Source organism: Mesorhizobium sp. M6A.T.Cr.TU.014.01.1.1, assembly GCF_004022765.1.
GTDB classification, from domain to species: Bacteria; Pseudomonadota; Alphaproteobacteria; order Rhizobiales; family Rhizobiaceae; genus Mesorhizobium; species Mesorhizobium mediterraneum.
Window position 1 is genome coordinate 14,027 of the sequence record NZ_RZPG01000043.1, and the last position, 19,416, is coordinate 33,442.

The 19,416-nt window shown below is 63.8% G+C and carries 16 protein-coding genes and 2 pseudogenes; 14 read left to right on the forward strand and 4 right to left on the reverse strand.

What is annotated here, in order from left to right; translation table 11 throughout:
• The first annotated feature begins 230 nt into the window (after positions 1 to 230).
• The 13 genes from EN885_RS31425 to EN885_RS31485 all read left to right on the forward strand — a co-directional run bounded on the left by EN885_RS31425 (position 231) and on the right by EN885_RS31485 (position 14,899).
• Positions 231 to 1,274, forward strand: a complete 1,044-nt coding sequence (locus EN885_RS31425) for a LacI family DNA-binding transcriptional regulator (protein ID WP_126105115.1) — start codon at positions 231 to 233, stop codon at positions 1,272 to 1,274.
• Positions 1,271 to 2,287: a Gfo/Idh/MocA family oxidoreductase gene (locus EN885_RS31430; protein WP_128244138.1), complete on the forward strand. Its 1,017-nt coding sequence runs from the start codon at positions 1,271 to 1,273 to the stop codon at positions 2,285 to 2,287. Before EN885_RS31425 ends, EN885_RS31430 begins: the two co-directional genes overlap by 4 nt.
• On the forward strand, positions 2,284 to 3,885 hold the full coding sequence (locus EN885_RS31435) for an acyl CoA:acetate/3-ketoacid CoA transferase (protein WP_128244137.1): 1,602 nt from the start codon (positions 2,284 to 2,286) through the stop codon (positions 3,883 to 3,885). The genes EN885_RS31430 and EN885_RS31435 overlap by 4 nt, the downstream gene beginning before the upstream one ends.
• Positions 3,878 to 4,654, forward strand: coding sequence for an enoyl-CoA hydratase/isomerase family protein (locus EN885_RS31440; protein WP_128244136.1), 777 nt, complete (start codon positions 3,878 to 3,880; stop codon positions 4,652 to 4,654). The genes EN885_RS31435 and EN885_RS31440 overlap by 8 nt, the downstream gene beginning before the upstream one ends.
• Before the next feature lie 19 nt (positions 4,655 to 4,673).
• Positions 4,674 to 6,185: an aldehyde dehydrogenase family protein gene (locus EN885_RS31445; protein WP_128244135.1), complete on the forward strand. Its 1,512-nt coding sequence runs from the start codon at positions 4,674 to 4,676 to the stop codon at positions 6,183 to 6,185.
• A 59-nt stretch (positions 6,186 to 6,244) separates the two neighbouring features.
• Positions 6,245 to 7,498, forward strand: coding sequence for an ABC transporter substrate-binding protein (locus EN885_RS31450; RefSeq protein ID WP_126105112.1), 1,254 nt, complete (start codon positions 6,245 to 6,247; stop codon positions 7,496 to 7,498).
• Between the two features lie 136 nt (positions 7,499 to 7,634).
• Positions 7,635 to 8,591 carry a sugar ABC transporter permease gene (locus EN885_RS31455; protein ID WP_126105111.1) on the forward strand — a complete coding sequence of 319 codons (957 nt, stop codon included), beginning with the start codon at positions 7,635 to 7,637 and terminating at the stop codon, positions 8,589 to 8,591.
• On the forward strand, positions 8,588 to 9,532 hold the full coding sequence (locus EN885_RS31460) for a carbohydrate ABC transporter permease (protein WP_095484050.1): 945 nt from the start codon (positions 8,588 to 8,590) through the stop codon (positions 9,530 to 9,532). Before EN885_RS31455 ends, EN885_RS31460 begins: the two co-directional genes overlap by 4 nt.
• A 4-nt stretch (positions 9,533 to 9,536) precedes the next feature.
• Positions 9,537 to 10,652, forward strand: coding sequence for an ABC transporter ATP-binding protein (locus tag EN885_RS31465; protein ID WP_128244134.1), 1,116 nt, complete (start codon positions 9,537 to 9,539; stop codon positions 10,650 to 10,652).
• A gap of 5 nt (positions 10,653 to 10,657) precedes the next feature.
• Positions 10,658 to 12,175, forward strand: coding sequence for a GMC family oxidoreductase (locus EN885_RS31470; protein ID WP_126105109.1), 1,518 nt, complete (start codon positions 10,658 to 10,660; stop codon positions 12,173 to 12,175).
• Positions 12,172 to 12,933, forward strand: a complete 762-nt coding sequence (locus EN885_RS31475; RefSeq protein ID WP_126105108.1) for a 3-ketoacyl-ACP reductase — start codon at positions 12,172 to 12,174, stop codon at positions 12,931 to 12,933. Before EN885_RS31470 ends, EN885_RS31475 begins: the two co-directional genes overlap by 4 nt.
• A gap of 12 nt (positions 12,934 to 12,945) precedes the next feature.
• Complete coding sequence (locus EN885_RS31480; protein WP_128244133.1) at positions 12,946 to 14,574, forward strand: GMC family oxidoreductase N-terminal domain-containing protein; 1,629 nt, start codon at positions 12,946 to 12,948, stop codon at positions 14,572 to 14,574.
• A gap of 10 nt (positions 14,575 to 14,584) precedes the next feature.
• On the forward strand, positions 14,585 to 14,899 hold the full coding sequence (locus tag EN885_RS31485) for a Dabb family protein (RefSeq protein ID WP_128244132.1): 315 nt from the start codon (positions 14,585 to 14,587) through the stop codon (positions 14,897 to 14,899).
• On the opposite strand, the gene EN885_RS31490 is transcribed toward EN885_RS31485, so the two are convergent.
• From EN885_RS31490 to EN885_RS31500, 3 genes are all read right to left on the reverse strand, one after another.
• Positions 14,900 to 15,745: an EamA family transporter gene (locus EN885_RS31490; protein WP_095484044.1), complete on the reverse strand. Its 846-nt coding sequence runs from the start codon at positions 15,743 to 15,745 to the stop codon at positions 14,900 to 14,902. It abuts the gene before it with no gap.
• Between the two features lie 7 nt (positions 15,746 to 15,752).
• Positions 15,753 to 16,667 carry an endonuclease/exonuclease/phosphatase family protein gene (locus EN885_RS31495; RefSeq protein ID WP_128244131.1) on the reverse strand — a complete coding sequence of 305 codons (915 nt, stop codon included), beginning with the start codon at positions 16,665 to 16,667 and terminating at the stop codon, positions 15,753 to 15,755.
• A gap of 97 nt (positions 16,668 to 16,764) precedes the next feature.
• Positions 16,765 to 18,315 (reverse strand): sodium:proton antiporter, encoded by a 1,551-nt coding sequence (locus tag EN885_RS31500; RefSeq protein WP_128244130.1) that lies wholly within the window; start codon positions 18,313 to 18,315, stop codon positions 16,765 to 16,767.
• A 125-nt stretch (positions 18,316 to 18,440) separates the two neighbouring features.
• Here EN885_RS31500 and EN885_RS31505 point away from each other — a divergent pair.
• Positions 18,441 to 19,066: pseudogene (locus EN885_RS31505) on the forward strand (glutathione S-transferase family protein).
• Between the two features lie 232 nt (positions 19,067 to 19,298).
• Here the strand turns inward: EN885_RS31505 and EN885_RS31510 are convergent.
• A pseudogene (locus EN885_RS31510) lies at positions 19,299 to 19,416 on the reverse strand (IS630 family transposase); the annotation flags it as partial.

Below are 19,416 nucleotides of genomic sequence, written 5' to 3' on the forward strand. Positions count from 1 at the left end.
CCTTGGTCGCGCCTATAAATGGAACGTTCCAATAAATCAAGAACCTTTATGTCCCCGATCTCGGTCTCGCCAAATGCTGCATCGCAGCGACAAACCCTTGAAGAGCACCGGTTGCACCCGCTAAGCTCCCGTTTTTCTAGCTCGGAAAAAATCCCGATTGACTCAAATCCCGCACAGGGATTAGAACGTTCCAATAATTCGACCAGAAAATACCGGGAGGACGGATCTGGATGGCCAGCAGGCCCAAGGCGACGATACTCGACATTGCCCGCGAGGCGGGCGTGTCCAAGTCGACGGTGTCGCTCGTGCTGCAGGGCAGCGGACTGATCCGGCCTGAGACCGCGCTGAAGGTTCGCAAGGCGATCGAGGATGTCGGCTATGTCTACAACCGCGGCGCCGCCAATCTGCGCAAGGCTCATTCCAACGTCATCGGCATGGTCATCAACGATCTCACCAACCCCTTTTTCGCCGAAATGGCGGTCGGCATGGAGCGGGTCTTCCAGTCGGCAGGCATCGTGCCGTTCATCGCCAACACCGCGGAGAACCCGGTGCGCCAGGAGGAAGTGCTGAAATCGCTGATGGAACAAGGCGTCGCCGGGCTGATCGTGTCGCCGGCGCGCGGCACGACCTCAGGTGCTTTCCGCCGCATCGAGATGGCGGGCCTTCCGATCGTCTTCACCATGCGCCGCCTTCCCGAAAGCCGCATCCCAGTGATCGCGCCCGACAATCATCGCGGCGCCTGGCTCGCCACCGCCCATCTGATCGGCAAAGGGCATCGCCGGCTGGTCTTCTTCGGCGGCTCATCGGACCTGGTGGTCTATCACGAGCGGCTGGGCGGTTTTCGCGAGGCCTGCGAGGCGCTCGGCATCGCCAAACGCGATACACTCGTCGTCGAAGGCGAAACCAGCCGCAAGGGCGGCATTGCCTGTCTGGAGACGGCCCTCGCGATGGCCGAGCCGCCGACCGCGGCACTGTGCTTCAACGATGCGGTCGCCTTCGGCGTCATGCTGGCGCTGCGCAAGCGCGGGCTCGAGCCCGGTGCGGATTTCGCCGTCGTCGGCTTCGACGACGTGATCGAAGCCCAGCATTACATGCCGGCGCTGACCAGCGTCGCGGTGGATTCGGCAGGCCTCGGCGAGCGCGCCGCCCATGTCATGCTGAAGATGATCCAGTCGCGCACCACGCGCGCCGAGGATCATATCGGCGCCGTCAACCTCGTCGTCAGGGACAGTTGCGGTCCTGATCGCCGTGCGGGAATGGGGGACGCGGCATGACCGTGAAATGGGGGCTGATCGGCGCAAGCACGATCGCCAGGCAATTCGTGATCAACGCCATCCGCGCTCAGGCCGACGGGGAAATCGCGGCGGTGATGAGCTCCAGCCCGGATCGCGCCACTTCCTATGCCAAGGAGAACGGCATTCCGCTTGCCGTCTCGACGCTCGATGAATTGCTCGGCCCCGACATCGACGCCGTCTACATCTCGACCACCAACGAATTGCATCTCGAACAGGCATTAGCCGCCATCAAGGCGGGAAAACATGTGTTGTGCGAAAAGCCGCTCGCGCTGACCAGCGCCGATGCGCGAAAGATGGTCGCCGCAGCCAAGGCAGCCGGCATCGTGCTCGGCACCAACCATCATCTGCGCAATGCCGGCTCGCACCGGGCGATGCGTGAAGCCATCGCCGCCGGCCGCATCGGCAAGCCGATTGCCGCGCGCGTCTTCCACTCCGTCTATCTGCCGGAAAACCTGCAGGGCTGGCGTATCACCAGGCCGGAAGCGGGTGGCGGCGCAGTGCTCGACATCACGGTGCACGATGCCGACACGCTGCGCTTCGTGCTCGGCGACGATCCACTCGAGGTTTCGGCGTTCACACAGGCCGCAGGCATGGCCAGCGGCGGGCTGGAAGATGGCGCCATGTGCATCTGGCGCTTCAGATCGGGCGTCATCGCCCAGTCGCATGAGGGTTTCACCACCAAATTCGCCGGCACCGGCTTCGAGGTGCATGGCAGGGAAGGCTCCCTGATCGCGAAAGATGTGATGACGCAGAAGCCGATCGGCTCTGTGCTGCTGCGCACGGCAAAGGGCGAGGAGGAATTGAGCCTCGACCGCGAAGATCTCTATGTCACGTCTTTGCGCCAGTTCCATGCGGCGATCGGTGGCGAAGGCCAGCCGTCGGCCACCGGCGAAGACGGCGTCTGGTCCCTGACATCGGCCGAGGCGGCACTGCAATCCGCCAAGTCCGGCAAATCGGTCGCGATCGATCCAAAACTCGGGGGCGCCGGATGAGCAAGCTCGTCTCCGCCGCGCAAGCCGCCAGCCTGATCAGGGACGGCATGGTCGTTTCAGTGTCGTCGTCGAGCGGTCTCGGCTGCCCGGATGCGGTGCTCGCCGCCATCGGTGAGCGCTTCGACGCGGAAGGCCATCCGAAGGGTATCACGACGCTGCACCCGATCGCCGCCGGCGACATGTACGGCATCAAGGGCATCGACCATCTGGCCAAGCCCGGCCTGTTGAAGCGCACGCTGTGCGGCTCCTATCCCTCGGGCCCGTCATCCTCTGAACCGCCGCAGATATGGAAGATGATCGGCGACAATTCCGTCGCCGCCTACAATGTGCCCTCCGGCATATTGTTCGACATGCATCGCGAAGCTGCTGCCAAGCGCCCCGGCGTGTTGACCAAGGTCGGCCTCGATACGTTCGCCGACCCGCGCCATCAGGGCTGCGCCATGAATGCGGCGGCCAGCGAGCCGATCGTTTCGGTGCAGCAGTTCGACGGTGAGGAATGGCTTTATTTCCGCTCGATCGTGCCCAATGTATCGATCATCCGCGCCACGACCGCCGACGAGCGCGGCAACCTCACCTATGAGCATGAGGGCGCCTATCTCGGCGGGCTGGAACAGGCGCTCGCCGCCCGCAACAATGGCGGCATCGTCATCGCGCAGGTCAAGCGCGTCGTCGAGAACGGCACGCTGAAGCCGCATGACGTGCGCGTGCCCGGTGTGCTGGTCGACCACATCGTGGTGGCGCCCGACCAGTTGCAGACGACGCTGACACCCTACGACCCGGCGATCTCGGGCGAGATCTTCCGGCCGCTGTCGACGTTCCGCAACGCCGAGATGAGTGTCCAGAAGGTCATCGCGCGGCGCGTCGCCATGGAGCTTGCCGACGGCATGGCCGTCAACATCGGCTTCGGCATCTCGGCCAACGTGCCGCGCATCCTTATCGAGGAAGGCCAGCACGGCAAGGTCACCTGGGTGATCGAACAGGGCGCGGTCGGTGGCGTGCCGCTGCTCGACTTCAAGTTCGGCTGCTCCTCGAATGCCGACGCATTCATGCCTTCGCCACACCAGTTCATCTACTTCCAGGGCGGCGGCTTTGATGCCTCGCTGCTGTCCTTCCTGCAGATCGACCGCCACGGCTCGGTCAACGTGTCGAAGCTTTCGGCGCGGCCGCATGTCACCGCCGGCGCCGGCGGCTTTGTCGACATCACCGCGCGGGCGAAGAAGATCGTCTTTTCCGGGTTCTTCAATGCCGGCGCCAAGCTGTCGCTGGCCGATGGCGGCATCCGCATCGATCACGAAGGCAAGGTGAAGAAGGTGGTCGGCGAGGTCGAGCACATCTCGTTTTCGGGCAAGCGCGCGGTCGCGCAAGGACAGGACATCACCTATGTCACCGAGCGCTGCGTTATGAAGCTGACGCCGGATGGGCTGATGGTGACGGAGTTGGCACCGGGCATCGACCTTCAGCGCGATATACTGGCGCAGGCCGAGATTCCGCTCGGTATCGCCAACGATCTGAAAGTGACACCGGACGCACTCTACCGGGAGCGGCCGATCGGCCTGTCGCTCAATGGCGGGGCATCGCTCGGAGGCGCACATGGCTGAACGTCTCGTCTCCTTTGACACCGATGGCACCCTCGGCATCGTCACACTGCGCCGGCCGGAGAAGTTCAACGCGCTCGACATCCCGATGCTGCGCGCGTTGGAAGCCGCGCTCGACACAGCGGAAGCTGCGGACGGCGTCCGCGTCGTGCTGCTGTGTGGCGAAGGCAAGGGTTTTTGCTCGGGTGGAGATTTCGAAGCCTGGTCGCAAATGAGTGCCACCGATTTCCAGGTGCAATGGGTGCGCTACGGCCATCGCGTCTTCGACCGGCTGGCGCGGTTGCGGCAGCCGACTATCGCCGTGCTGTCAGGCCATGCGCTGGGCGGCGGGCTGGAACTGGCGGTCGCCTGTGACTTCCGCGTCGCCGAGGCGCAGGTGAAATTGGGCTTCCCGGAAACCTCGATCGGCGTGGTGCCCGGCTGGTCCGGCACGCAGCGCGCGGTGCGCCGCTTCGGCGCGCAAACGGTGCGGCGCATGGCAATCGGCGGCGAGCTGTTCGTGGCGGCCGAAGCACTCGCTCTAGGCATCATCGATCGGCTGGTCGACACGGGCAAGGCATTCACTGAGGCCAAGGCCTGGGCCGGCAAGATCGCCGAGCGCGGCCCGTTGGCAACCGAAGCCGCCAAACTGATGATCGCGGTCGCCGAGGGCGAGGAAAGTGCTGCCGCCACAGAGGCGCTGGCCAGCGGCTTCATCGCTCTAACCGGCGATCTCAAGGCCGGTGTCGACGCTTTCAAGGCCAAGCAGAAACCAGCGTTTTCAAGATCCTAGAATACATGCGGAACCTCACATGAACTTGCCTCTCGACATCGCCATGCCCGCCGAGGCATCCGCAGCACCGAAGACCTATCGGCTGCTGATCGATGGCAAGTTTGTCGATGCCCGCGACGGCCGTACGCTGGAGCGCGAGAGCCCCGGCCATGGCTTCACGGTTTCACGCTATGCGCAAGCCGGCGCGGCGGAAGTCGAGGCGGCGGTGACCGCCGCGCACAAGGCGTTCGAGGCCGGCCCCTGGCCGCGCATGAAGGCCGGCGAGCGCGCCGCGATCCTGCTCAAGGCGGCAGACCTGATCGAGGCGCGGCTTGAGGAGATCGCCCGGCTCGACGCGCTGGAATCCGGCAAGCCGATCGCCCAGGCGCGCGGCGAGATCGGCGGCGCCGTCGATATCTGGCGTTATGCGGCATCCCTTGCCCGCACGCTGCATGGCGAAACCTACGCCAATCTCGGCGACGCCATGCTGGGCGTCGTGCTGCGCGAACCGATCGGCGTCGTCTCGATCATCACGCCATGGAATTTTCCGTTCCTCATCGTCAGCCAGAAACTGCCGTTTGCGCTCGCCGCCGGCTGCACGGCGGTGGTCAAGCCGAGCGAGATGACCTCGGCCTCGACCTTCGTGCTCGGCGACATCCTGATGCAGGCCGGCTTGCCGCATGGCGTCGTCAACATCCTCGCTGGCCTGGGCGCCGATGTCGGCGCGGCGATGGTCAGCCATCCGCTGGTCGAGATGGTGTCGTTCACCGGCTCCACTCGGGTCGGCAAGATGACCATGGGATCGGCTGCGAGCACGCTGAAGAAGGTTTCGATGGAGCTCGGCGGCAAGAACGGCCAGATCGTCTTTCCCGACGCCGACCTCGAAGCCGCCGCCGACGCAGCGGTGTTCGGCGGCTTTTTCAACGCCGGCGAATGCTGCAACGCCGGCAGCCGGCTGATCGTCCACGAGGCGATCGCCGACGACTTCCTTGGCGCAGTGAAGGCGCTCACCGCCCGGGTCACCGTCGGCGATCCACTCGATGACGGCACCAAGGTCGGCGCGATGATCTCTTCCGAGCACCTGGCCAAGGTCACCGGATACGTGACGGCGGCGGCAAACGACGGCAGCAGCGTCTATAGCGGCGGCAAGCAGATCGCCTCCAGTGCCGGTCAATATCTCGACCCGACCATTCTTCGCGGCGTAACCGAAGACATGGCCATTGCACGCGAGGAAGTGTTCGGCCCGGTGCTCTCAGTGCTGACCTTTGAATCGATTGAAAAGGCGTTGCGCATCGCCAACAACACGCCCTATGGTTTATCGGCGGGCGTGTGGAGCGCCAGCATCGACACCTGCATGTCGGTGGCGCGGAATGTGCGTTCGGGAACCGTTTGGGTGAACACGTTCATGGAAGGTTATCCCGAGCTGCCTTTCGGAGGCTACAAGCAGTCCGGTCTCGGACGCGAACTCGGCAAGCGCGCCGTCGAGGATTATACCGAGGAAAAGACAATCCAGTTTCATCGTGGCCAGCGCACCGGATGGTGGGTCGGCTGAGTTGGGAAGAACCCGGCGGGCAACCGCCGGTCGTGTAGATGTAACAAGGGAGGAAGTACATGTTGCGCAAACTGCTTATCGGAACGGCTCTCGGGTCGGGCCTTGCGTTCGCGGCCCACGCCCAGGACGTCAAGGAAGTTGAGATGCTGCATTGGTGGACGTCGGGCGGCGAAGCGGCTGCTTTGAACGTGCTCAAGGAGGATCTGTCCAAGCAAGGCTTTGCCTGGAAGGACGTGCCCGTGGCCGGCGGCGGCGGCGACGCCGCCATGACCGCGCTGAAGGCGATGGTCGCTGCCGGCAATTACCCGACCGCCTCGCAGATGCTCGGCTATACCGTGCTCGATTATGCCGCAGCCGGCGTGATGGGCGACCTGACCGAGACGGCGGTAAAGGAAGGCTGGGACAAGTCCGTTCCGGCCGCCCTGCAGAAATTCTCGGTCTATGACGGCAAGTGGGTCGCAGCTCCGGTCAACGTCCATTCGGTCAACTGGCTGTGGATCAACAAGGCGGTGATGGACAAGATCGGCGGCACCGAGCCCAAGACCTTCGACGACTTCATCGCGCTGCTCGACAAGGCCAAGGCGGCGGGCGTCATCCCGCTCGCGCTCGGCGGCCAGAACTGGCAGGAAGCCACCATGTTCGATTCGGTCGTGCTGTCGACCGGCGGACCTGAATTCTACAAGAAAGCCTTCAACGACCTCGACGAGGAGCAGCTGAAGTCCGACACGATGAAGAAGTCGTTCGACAACCTCGCCAAGCTCGTCACCTATGTCGACCCGAACTTCTCGGGCCGCGACTGGAACCTCGCTACCGCCATGGTCATCAAGGGAGATGCGCTGGTGCAGGTCATGGGCGACTGGGCCAAGGGCGAATTTAACGCCGCCAAGAAGGTCCCTGGCACCGACTTCCTGTGCTATCGCTTCCCGGGCACCGACGGCAGCGTGGTCTACAACTCCGACATGTTCGGCATGTTCGACGTTCCGGACGACCGCAAGGCCGCCCAGGCCGCCTTGGCCACCGCCACTTTGTCGAAGAGCTTCCAGTCGGCCTTCAACGTCGTCAAGGGCTCGGTCCCAGCGCGCACCGACGTGCCTGACACCGACTTCGACGCTTGCGGCAAGAAGGGCATGGCCGACCTGAAGGCCGCCAATGAGGGCGGCACGCTGTTTGGTTCGCTCGCGCAAGGCTATGGCGCGCCTCCGGCGGTCGCCAATGCCTATAAGGACGTCGTCTCGAAATTCGTCCACGGCCAGATCAAGACCTCGGACGAGGCCGTGACCCAGCTGGTCAACGCGATCGAAGACGCCAAGTAAAACCAGGCATGGAGAGACCTTCCCTGCTCCGGTGGGGAAGGTTCCACCAAGGCAGGATGGTCGGCCTCGCGTCGGAAATGCCTATCACCTGGCGCCGGCGATCAACCAACACGCCCGACCCGAAAGGGAGGAGCCCATGACTACGGTCGCGACCCAGATCAAGCTGACGCCGGAGCATAACGCGCGCCCGGGCGCCTCGGTGCGCTCGCGCCTGCAGGACGCCTTGCCGAAGATCGTGCTGGCGCCAAGCTTTGCGATCACCATCGTCTTCGTCTACGGCTTCATCCTGTGGACGGTCTATCTGTCTTTCACCAACTCCAAGACGTTCCCGTCCTATGCCATTACTGGGTCACGCGCCTATCAGCGGCTGTGGCGCTGGACCTTCGAGAGCGACCCGCCATCGAGCTGGTACACGTCGATCACCAACATGGGCATTTTCGGTTTTCTCTACATCTTCATCTGCCTGGCGCTCGGCCTTTTCCTGGCCATCCTGCTCGACCAGAAGATCCGCGGCGAAGGCGTGTTGCGGCCGATCTATCTCTACCCGATGGCGCTATCCTTCATCGTCACCGGCGTCGCCTGGAAATGGTTCCTCGATCCCGGCCTCGGCCTCGAGCAGACGCTGCACCAATGGGGCTGGAAGAGCTTCCATTTCGACTGGATCAAGAACAAGGATTTCGTCATCTACACCGTGGTGATCGCCGGCGTCTGGCAGGCCTCGGGGTTCATCATGGCGATGTTCCTCGCCGGCCTGCGTGGCATCGACGGCGAGATCATGAAGGCGGCGCAGATCGACGGCGCCACCACGTTCCAGCTCTATCGCCGGATCGTCATCCCGCTGCTGCGGCCGGTGTTCCTGTCGGCCTTCATCGTGCTCGCCCACCTCGCCATCAAGTCCTACGATTTGGTCGTCGCGCTGACCAGTGGCGGACCGGGCGGCTCGGCCTGGCTGCCGTCGAACTTCATGTATGAGTACACCTTCAAGCGCAACGAAATGGCTGTCGGCTCAGCCAGTGCTGTGATCATGCTGATGACCATCACCGCGATCATCGTGCCCTATCTCTACTCCGAGCTCAGGGAGAAGCCGCGATGAGCGTCATTGCCACTCCCGCTCGCCAGAGCACTGGCGGCATCAGCGCCAGGACCGTCAACCGCGTTGTCATCTACGGCCTGCTGGCGCTGTTCGCGCTGTTCTACCTGATGCCGCTATTCGTCATGCTGGTGACCTCGTTCAAGACCATGGACGAGATCCAGAACGGCAACATGCTGGCGCTGCCGCAGGCGCCGACCTTCGAGCCATGGCTGAAGGCCTGGGGCGAGACCTGCGTCGGCCTCACCTGCGCCGGCATCAAGGGCTATTTCTGGAATTCCATCAAGATGGTGGTTCCGGCGGTGCTGATCTCGACGCTGCTCGGCGCGCTCAACGGCTATGTCCTGACCAAATGGCGCTTCCGCGGCCACACGCTGGTGTTCGGGCTGATGCTGTTTGCCTGCTTCATTCCGTTCCAGTCGGTGCTGTTGCCGATGGCGACGATCCTCGGCAGCCTCGGCCGTTTCGGCGTGACGTTGCGGAACGCAACGGGGCTGTCATTCGGCTTGGGCAACCCGACGGTCAACCTGGTCTTTGTCCACGTCGTCTACGGGCTTGGCTTCACCACTTTGTTCTTCCGCAACTATTACGAGGCGTTCCCGACCGAACTGGTCAAGGCGGCGCAGGTCGACGGGGCCAGCTTCTTCCAGATTTTCCGGCGCATCATGCTGCCGAATTCGATGCCGATCTTCGTCGTCACCGTCATCTACCAGTTCACCAACATCTGGAACGACTTCCTGTTCGCCTCCGCCTATGCCGGCACCGGTGACGCGATGCCGATGACCGTGGCGCTGAACAACGTCGTCAACACCTCGACCGGCGTCGTCGAATACAACGTCAACATGGCGGCGGCGATGATCGCCGCACTGCCGACCCTTCTCGTCTACGTGGTCGCTGGCCGCTATTTTGTGCGCGGCCTGATGGCCGGCGCCGTCAAAGGATAATCGAATGGCTTTTCTCGAAATCAATGGGCTGAGGAAGCGGTTCGGATCGGTCGAAATCCTGAAGGGCATCGACGTCGATCTCGAAAAGGGCGGCTTCCTCGTGCTGGTCGGCCCGTCCGGCTGCGGCAAGTCGACCTTGCTCAACACCATCGCCGGCCTGGAAACCATCACCGAAGGCGAAATTCGCGTCGACGGCCGGACGATCAACAATCTTCATCCCTCGAAGCGCGATATCGCCATGGTGTTCCAGAGCTACGCGCTCTATCCGAACATGACGGTCGCCGGAAACATCGCCTTCGGCATGGAGATGCGCGGCGTGCCGGCTCAGGAGCGCCAGAAGGCGATCGACACGGTGGCGAAGGTGCTGCAGATCGGCCACCTCCTGCAGCGCAAGCCGAGCCAGCTTTCCGGTGGCCAGCGCCAGCGCGTCGCGATGGGCCGCGCGCTGGTGCGCGACCCCAAGCTCTTTCTCTTCGACGAGCCGCTTTCCAATCTCGACGCCAAGCTGCGTGTCGACATGCGTATCGAGATCAAGCGCCTGCACGCGACCACCGGCACAACGATAGTCTACGTTACCCACGATCAGATCGAGGCGATGACGCTGGCCACCAAGATCGCGGTGATGCGCGACGGCGAGGTGCAGCAGTTCGGCACGCCAGCCGAAATCTACAACAACCCGACCAATCTGTTCGTTGCCGACTTCATGGGTTCACCGGCGATGAACCTGATCCCGGCGACGATCGGCGGCAATGGCAATGCGCTTTCCGTGGTGCTGCAGCGCGAGGCGCGCGAGCCGATCTCGCTGCCGCTGGCCGATGCGCCGTCGGGCCTGTCGGCATTCCACGACAAGCCGATCATCTTCGGCGTCCGCCCCGAAGCCCTGACCGATCCGGAAGGGGCCGAACGCAACGCATCGAACATCGCCACCGCCGACTGTCACATCGAAGTCGTGGAACCGGCCGGCTCCGACACTTTCGCGGTCACCAATCTGGGCGGCAAGGCGGTGGTGGCGCGGCTGCGCGCCGACGCCAACATCCAGCCGGGCACCAGCACGCCGCTCGCCTTCAACCTGACCAAGGCGGTGTTCTTCGATCCGGCGACCGAGAACCGTATCCTCTGACAGCCATGACAAACCCGGACATCGTCATCATCGGCTCCGGCATCGGCGGCGCCACGATCGCCTCCGGCCTTGCCGGCAGTGGCGCCTCGATCCTGATGCTGGAGCGCGGCGAGAAGCTGCCGACGACGACGCACACGCGCGACACACGCGCTATCTTCGTCGACGGCCATTACCGGCCGAAGGAGATGTGGCGCGAGGTCGGGGGTGCTGCGTTCAACCCCGGCAACTACTACTATGTGGGCGGCAATTCGAAATTCTATGGCGCGGTGCTGATCCGCTACCGCAGGCAAGACTTTTCCGCCATGGAGCACTATGGCGGCGTCTCGCCGGCCTGGCCGTTCTCCTACGAGGCGTTCGAGCCATGGTACTCCAGGGCCGAGCAGCTTTTTCGCGTGCGCGGCGCACTCGGCGAAGACCCGACCGAACCGTTCCACTCGATCCCCTATGCCTTCGGGCCGGTGCCGGACGAGCCGCCCATCGCCCGCGCCCGCGCCGAGCTCAAGGGTCTCGGCCTGCACCCCGCATCGCTGCCGCTCGGCGTCGACATCGATGCCTGGCTGAAGGACGGCAAGACAGGCTGGGATGCCTTTCCCAACACCGGGACCGGCAAGGTCGACGCCCAAACAGGGCCGCTGGCGGCAGCACTGGCCGACCGGAACATCAGGCTAGAGACCAGTGCTCACGTCGAATATCTCGAAGCGTCATCGGATGCCAGGACGATCGCCGCCGTTCACTATCGCCAGAATGGCACGCTGAAGAAAGTGACGCCGAAACTGGTCATCCTCTCGGCCGGCGCCGTCAATTCAGCGGTCATCCTGCTGCGCTCGCCCTCTCCCAACAATGGCAAGGGAGGCGGCAAGGGCCTCGCCAACCGTTCCGACCAGGTCGGCCGCAATTTCATGAACCACAATTCGAGCGCCATGCTGGCGATCGATCCGCGCCGCAGGAACACATCCGTCTACCAGAAGACGCTGATGCTCAACGACTACTATCTGTCCGACGGCAAGGGCGGCAAGCCGCTCGGCAACGTCCAGCTTCTCGGCAAGATCGACGGCAATATCTTGAGGGCCAACGTCAAGCTTGCACCCAAATTCGCGCTGGACTTCATGGCCGGCCACGCCGTCGACTGGTATCTGATGTGCGAGGACCTGCCCGATCCCGAAAGTCGCATCATGGTCGATGGCAAGGACATCGTCATGCAGTGGCGGCGCTCCAACATGCAGTCGCTCGACGGGCTGACCAAGGTGATGCGTGAAAACTTCCGCGCCTGCGGCTATCCAATCGTCCTGTCGCGGCCTTTCGACAAGCGAACGCCGTCGCACCAGTGCGGCACGGTTAAGATGGGCGACGATCCGGCGACCTCGCCGCTCGACCCCTTCTGCCGCTCATTCGATCACCACAACCTGTTTGTCGTCGACGGCAGCTTCCTGCCGAACTCGGCCGCGGTCAATCCGGCGCTGTCGATCGCTGCACAGGCATTGCGCGTCGCCCACCATATCCGCAAGACGGAGCTTGTCGCATGAGTCGCCCGGGAGCGATCGTCACCGGCGGCGCACGCGGCATCGGCCTTGCCTGCGCCGAGGCGCTGGCCGATGCGGGCTTCGACATCCTTGTCGTGGACCTCGCCGACAACGCGACCGACGGGCTTGCCGCTGACATCGCCGCCCGCGGCGCGGCGTTCGCCTACTATGGCGGCGACATCGCCGATCTCGACAGCCATGCAGCGCTGGTCGATGCCGCATTGAATGCCTTCGGCCGCATCGACTGCCTCGTCAACAATGCCGGCATCGGCGCGGTCGAACGCGGCGACCTGCTGGAATTGAAACCGGAGAATTTCGACCGGATCCTCAGCATTAATCTGCGCGGCACCGTCTTCCTCAGCCAAGCCGTTGCCAAGGTGATGCTTGCAGCGCCGGGTGATCACCCAAAATCGATCATCACCATCACCTCGGTCAGCGCCGAAATGGCCTCGCCCGAGCGCGGCGACTACTGCATCTCCAAAGCTGGGCTTTCGATGTGGGTGAAGACCCTGGCACTGCGGCTCGCCGCCGAAAATGTCGGCGTGTTCGAGGTGCGGCCGGGCATCATCCGCACCGACATGACCGCCGGGGTAACCGCCAAATACGACGCGCTGATCGACCGCGGGCTGGTACCGGCAAAGCGCTGGGGCGAAGCCGCCGATGTCGGCGCCGCGGTGGCGGCACTCGCCAGCGGCAAGCTTGGCTTTTCGACCGGCTCGATCGTCAATGTCGACGGCGCGCTGTCGGTGCCGAGGCTGTGAGCAGGTGACGCCATGACCGACTATATCATCGTCGGCGCCGGCCCGGCTGGCTGCGTCCTCGCCAACCGGCTGAGCGAAGAGCCATCGAATTCAGTGCTGCTGCTCGAGGCCGGCGGCAACGACTGGCATCCGCTGATCCACATGCCGGCTGGCTTCGCCAAGATGACCAAGGGCATCGCCGCCTGGGGCTGGTCGACCGTGCCGCAGAAGCACATGAAGGACCGCGTCTTCCGTTACACGCAGGCCAAGGTGATCGGCGGCGGCTCCTCCATCAACGCCCAGATCTACACGCGCGGCAACGCCCGCGATTACGATGCCTGGGAAAAGGAAGAGGGCCTTGCCGGCTGGGGCTATCGCGACGTGCTGCCCTATTTCAAGCGAGCCGAGAACAACCAGCGCTACGCCAACGATTTTCACGGCGACCAAGGCCCGCTCGGCGTGTCCAATCCGATTGCGCCGCTGCCGATCTGCGAGGCTTATTTCCGCGCCGGACAGGAGATGGGCATTCCCTTCAATCCGGACTTCAACGGGATAACCCAGGAGGGCGTCGGCTATTACCAATTGACGCAGAAAAACGCGAGACGCTCCTCTGCCTCGGTCGCCTATCTCCGGCCGATCCGCGAACGCAAGAATCTGACCGTCAGGACCGATGTGCTGGTGACGCGCATCGTCATCGACAAAGGCCGCGCCGTCGGCGTCGAGATCGTCGACAGGCCGGGCGGCCAGCCGAAGATTCTGCATGCCGAGCGCGAAGTGATCGTCTCGTCCGGCGCCATCGGCTCGCCGAAGCTTTTGATGCAGTCGGGCATCGGCCCGGCAGACCATCTGAAGTCGGTCGGCGTGACGCCGGTGCATGACCTGCCCGGCGTCGGCTCCAACCTGCAGGACCATCTCGACCTGTTCGTCATTGCCGAATGCACCGGCGACCACACCTATGATAACTACGCCAAGCTGCACCGAACGGTGTGGGCCGGCCTGCAATATCTGCTGCTCAAAAAGGGCCCGGTTGCCTCCAGCCTGTTCGAGACCGGTGGCTTCTGGTACGCCGACCCGACCGCCGCCTCGCCCGACATCCAGCTCCATCTCGGCCTCGGCTCCGGCATCGAGGCCGGCGTCGAGAAACTCAGGAATCCAGGGGTGACGCTGAATTCGGCTTTCCTGCGCCCACATTCGCGCGGCACGGTACGACTGAACAGCGCCGACCCGGCTGACCACCCGCTGATCGATCCGAATTACTGGTCCGACCCTTACGACCGCGACATGTCAATCAAGGGACTCAGGCTGGCGCGCGAGATCATGCGGCAGAAGGCGCTTGCTTCCTACGTGCTGCGCGAGGTGCTGCCGGGACCGACGCTCACCAGCGACGACGAGCTGTTCGACTATGCCTGCCGCAGTTCCAAGACCGACCACCACCCCGTGGGGACCTGCCGCATGGGCCACGACGCGATGAGCGTGGTGACGCCCGATCTCAAGCTGCGCGGCATTGAGGGCTTGCGTGTCTGCGATGCCTCGGTGATGCCGCGCATCCCCTCCTCCAACACCAATGCCCCGACCATCATGGTCGGCGAAAAAGGCGCCGATCTGATCCTTGGCCGCGAGCCGCTGCCGCCGGCCGTGTTTTCGACCAACCAAGCGGCATGAGATCCCAGGAATGATCAGACACTGTGTTTTCGCTCGATTCCGCAACAACGCCGACGCCACCGAGCGCGCGGCAATCCATGCCGATCTCGAAGCGCTGCGGCGGGTGATCGAAGGCATGAGCAAGGTCGAATTCAGCGCCAATGTCAGCCCAGAACCGTTCGCACGCGGCTTCACGCACGGCTTCACCATCGATTTTCGCGATGCCGCCGCGCGCGATGCCTATCTAGTGCATGAAGCGCATCAGCGGGCCGGCGCCCGGCTGGTTGCTGCACTCGAAGGCGGAACCGACGGGCTGATGGTGTTCGACCTGGAAATAAGCGCTTAGCTACCCGAGCCTCAGCGCGACGACGCCGGCAACAATGCTGAGCACGGCGGCTCCCCGCCAGCCCGTCATCTTCTCGCCGAGCGCGAACACCGAGATCATCATGGCGAACAGGATCGACGTTTCGCGCAACGCCGCGACCGAGGCGATCGGCGCCTTGGTCATCGCCCACATCACGATCCAGTAGGCGGCGCCGCTGAGCACACCGGTGTACACGCCCGCCTTCCAGTCGCGCGCCAGCACCGGCAGCGCCTTTGGCCCGCGAAAGATCAGGCACAGCACCAGCGCCCAGAGCGCATCGCAGACGAACAGCCATGCCGCATAGCTCGAGGCGGTGGCGGCGAGCCGCGCGCCGCTGCCGTCGGACAGCGTATAGCTGGCGATGAAGATCGAGGTACCCAGCGCAAAGCCGACCGCGCGCAGGTTCAATCTCTCTAGATGCGCGCCACCGCGAAACGACAGCACCAGCGTGCCCGCCGACAAAAGAAGGATCCCAAGAATGGCGAGCGGCGCCGGCACCTCGGCGACGACCACCATGCCGCCAAGTGCGGCCAGCAGCGGCGCCGTGCCACGCGCCAGCGGATAGGTCTGGGCGAAATCGCCGGCCTTGTAGGCACCAATCAGGAACGTCCTGTAGCCCATGTGGAAGATCACCGAGGCGATGATGTACGGCCACACTTCCGATTTCGGCACCTCGACGAAAGGCAGCGCCAGAAGCGCCACGGCGCCCATGCCGAGCGTCATCAGCGTGATCGACAGGAAACGATCGAGATGGACCTTGACCAGCGCGTTCCAGATCGCGTGCATGGCGGCGGCGGCAAGCACCGCGAAGAAGACGAACAAGGTCATCGGTGGCTCATGCGCCTCCGGTCCCTGTCGCGAACGGCGTTTCCAGGTCGATGTCGACCCGCAGCGGAAAGTGGTCGGAGGCGATTTCGCCGATATCGGCGCTGACCGAGCGCACGCGGCCGGCAAACATGCCGCCGACGAAACAATGGTCGAGCCGTCGCTTTGTCAGCCTGCCATCGATGGTCTTCACATGGGTGTGGAAATCCGACGTCGGTTCACTGGCGACAGCGGCGGCATCGACAAAACCGTCGAGATAGGCGGCACCGCGATGATACGGCGTGCTGCCGACGATGCGCCGGTACTCGGCGCTGCCCGGCTCCATGTTGAAATCGCCCATCCAGATCGCGGCTAGCGGGTTTTCCGGCTGCGGCTCGCCATTGCCCCAGTTGCGCACGGGTTCGTCGTCGGCGCCACTCCACGGGCCGCCGTCGGACGGCGCCCGGCGATGCTCGGCGAGCAGATAGTCGATCTGCTCCAGCCGCTCTTCGGCGGCGATATGCGCGAGATGCAGCGACAGTACCCGCACTGGACCGGCAGGGGTGCGGAGCAGGCATTCGAGCGCCGCGTTGCGGGTGTTGAGCGGACGCATCGTGCGGCGCAGCGGCAGCGTATGCAGGCGCGACCAGACGATCGGCAGCTTGGACAGCACCATGGTGCCGAATTGCCGCCGCCGGTTGACGATGCGGCCGTCACGCCGTTCGCTGGCGTCCATGTCGAAGGCCGGCCCATAAACCCAATGGTATTCCGGCAGCAGCCGAGAAAGGATTTCCGGCTGGTCGTCCTCGTTGCTGCGCAGCCAGTGCCGTTCCACTTCCTGCAAGGCGATGATGTCGGCGCCAGCGACAACCTTGGCGCAGCGCGCGAGATCGTAGCGGCCGTCGCTGCCGAAACCGTACTGGATGTTGTAGCTGACCAGCTTCATTGCTTAACCGGCTCAATTTCGTGATGGCAGTAGCGGTTTGGCGGATTGGTTGCAATGTGCAGCCGGATGGAGAGAGCTTGGGCCAGATAGCGCGCGGCTAAGTCGTCAGCGGCTGGAAACGTCCTGGCGGAGAAGCGGCCAGTTCCGACCAGTCGATTTCCTCCTCCAGGCGATGATAGGCTTCGTCGCCGATCGTCCCATCGATACGCAGCTGTTCCAACGCGTCACGCTGGCTCTTGATGGCATAGAGGCGCAACCTGTCGTACTCGGTTGCAGCCTGGGCATCGTCAGGATTTTCGGCGATCACGCGCTGCGCCGTAAATTGCTCGCGGACCGCGGCCGCCGCATTCGATGTCTTGCCGCTCAACACGTCCAGTGCGGCCTGCATGATGGCGACGCGTGCCTGCGCGACCTCGCGGTCGACAGTTTCGTCCGGATCGAGACGAAGCAAGCGCAGCAGCGGCTTCAGGCTCATGCCTTGCAGCACCAATGTGCCGAGGACGACCGAGAAGGCGGCGAGCACGATCGGGTCGCGGCCGGGAAAGTCGGCCGGCAAGGCAAACGCTGCCGCAAGGGTGACCAGACCACGCATGCCGCACCAGCCGATCAGCACGCCGCCGCGAAACGACGGGGCTTCGGCCTGCTGATCCGCGTCACCGAAGCTGGCAAGCCACCTCATGATCGCGCCGCATCCCAGCACCCAGACGAGACGCGAGACGATGACGACTGCCACCACGGCTGCGGCGAAGACGAACGCTTCGACCTGCCCCTGCTCGGCAAGCCGGCCGACGATCGATCGCGCCTGAAGTCCCATCAGGACGAAGGCCAGCACGTTGAGCACGAAGACCGCCGTCTCCCAGACCGAGTAGGAGCTGACGCGATTCCTGGCCGGCATGCGGCGCGGCGCGGTGCGCGCGATGGTCATGGCATAGACGACGATCGTAATGATAGCGGAGAGCCCGACCCTATCGGCCAGGATCCAGACGCCGAATGTTCCGGCAAATTGCACCACCGTGCCACTTGCCGGATCGCTGATGCGACTGAGGGTGCCGAGAAACAATCGGCCGAGCACATAACCAGCGGCTAGGCTGCCGACCGTCGACAGCAAGACCATCGGAACCGCGCTGCTCAGCAGGATAGAGCCGGCAGCTGCGGAAACCGCCATGCGGTAGATCAGAAGTGCCGTGGCGTCGTTGAGCAGGCTTTCGCCTTGCAGGATCGCGGTGACGCGGTGCGGCACCTTGAACTGTCCAAGCACCGCCGACGCCGCGACGGCATCGGGCGGCGCCACGATCGCGCCGAGGGCAATGGCCGCAGCGATCGGCAGGCCTGCCATTGCCCATCCGGCGAGCGCCACGGCCGCAGTCGTGAAAACAACGGCGCCAAGCGCCAGCAAGACAAGCGGCAGTCTGTAGCGATTGAGATCGCGCAGCGACGTGTCGTAGGCAGCGTCGAGGAGCACCGGCGCGATGAACAAGGCGAGCGCCAGTTCGGGATCGATCTCGATGGTCGGCGCAAACGGCAGGAAGGCGATGCCTACGCCTGCCAACGCCAGCAAGGAGGGATAGGGGACCTGGAGACGCCGCGACAACGCTGTCAGCGCGACGGCGATCAGCAGGAGAACAAGGGTCAGCTCGAAAAGCGCCATGCCTCATCGTAGCGGCGAAGCGCGATTATTGGCAGCGGTAAAAACCATGAGCTGCTGTTGATTGGCCGTTGTGCTCTGACTGGGCAGTATGCGTTGAGGCGGTTGTCTGCGTATAAGCTTGAGTCATGATCCTCATCGGCCAATATGACTCGCCCTTCGTCCGTCGCGTCGGCATAGCGCTGACCCTGTACAAGCTGCCGTTGAACATCGTCCCTGGTCGACTTTCAGCGATGCGGACAAGATCAGGCCCTACAATCCGCTGACGCGCGTGCCAACCCTGGTGCTGGACAATGGCGAGGTGCTGATCGAGAGCCACGCCATGCTGGACCATCTGGACAGCCTTGTAGCGGCCGATCGAAGGATGTTTCCGACCGACGAGCCGGCGCGCCGCCAAGCGCTGAAGATCGCCGCTTTGGCAACCGGGCTGGGCGACAAGGCGGTCAGCCTGTTCTACGAGAGGCTAATGCACGAGCCAGTCTCCGGCCTCTGGGTCGAGCGCTGCCGCAAGCAGATAGAAGGCGTGATGGCTGTACTGGAAGCCGATCGCAGCACAAAGCCTAAAACCTACTGGTTCGGCGATCGGATCGGCCATGCCGACATCGCGGTTGCCGCCGCGCTTCGCTTCCTTGGCGAGGCACATCCCGGCCTGGCTTCGCTCACCGCGTTTCCGGCGCTCGCCGCCCATGCCGCGCGGCTGGAATTGCTGCCGGTCTTCAGGACGGTGAGCCAGCCGTTCATCCCGCCGGCCTGACTTCGACTTCCGGGATACTGCCGCTGTTAGTGCATGTCGCCCAAAAGTGCGCAGCGGTTTTGGGATAACGACATGCATAAAAACAAAGGCTTAAAGCGCGTCGATTGAATCCGTTTCAACGCGACGCGCTTTAGAGCATTTGCAGCCAAACGTCTTCGTTTGGCGTCCGACAAAATGCGTCAAACAAGACCTGGAGCGCGGTTTTGGTTCCACCAAAGCGCTCTAGAGTCTTTCACGTTTTGACGGAAGCGTACCCGGCGTTTGCGAAGTAGTTCTTGCATTCGCCGGGTTCGATCGTTGCGACGAGATGGCCGATGTGTCGCCAAGTGTCCTCGATGGTGCGTTTCTGA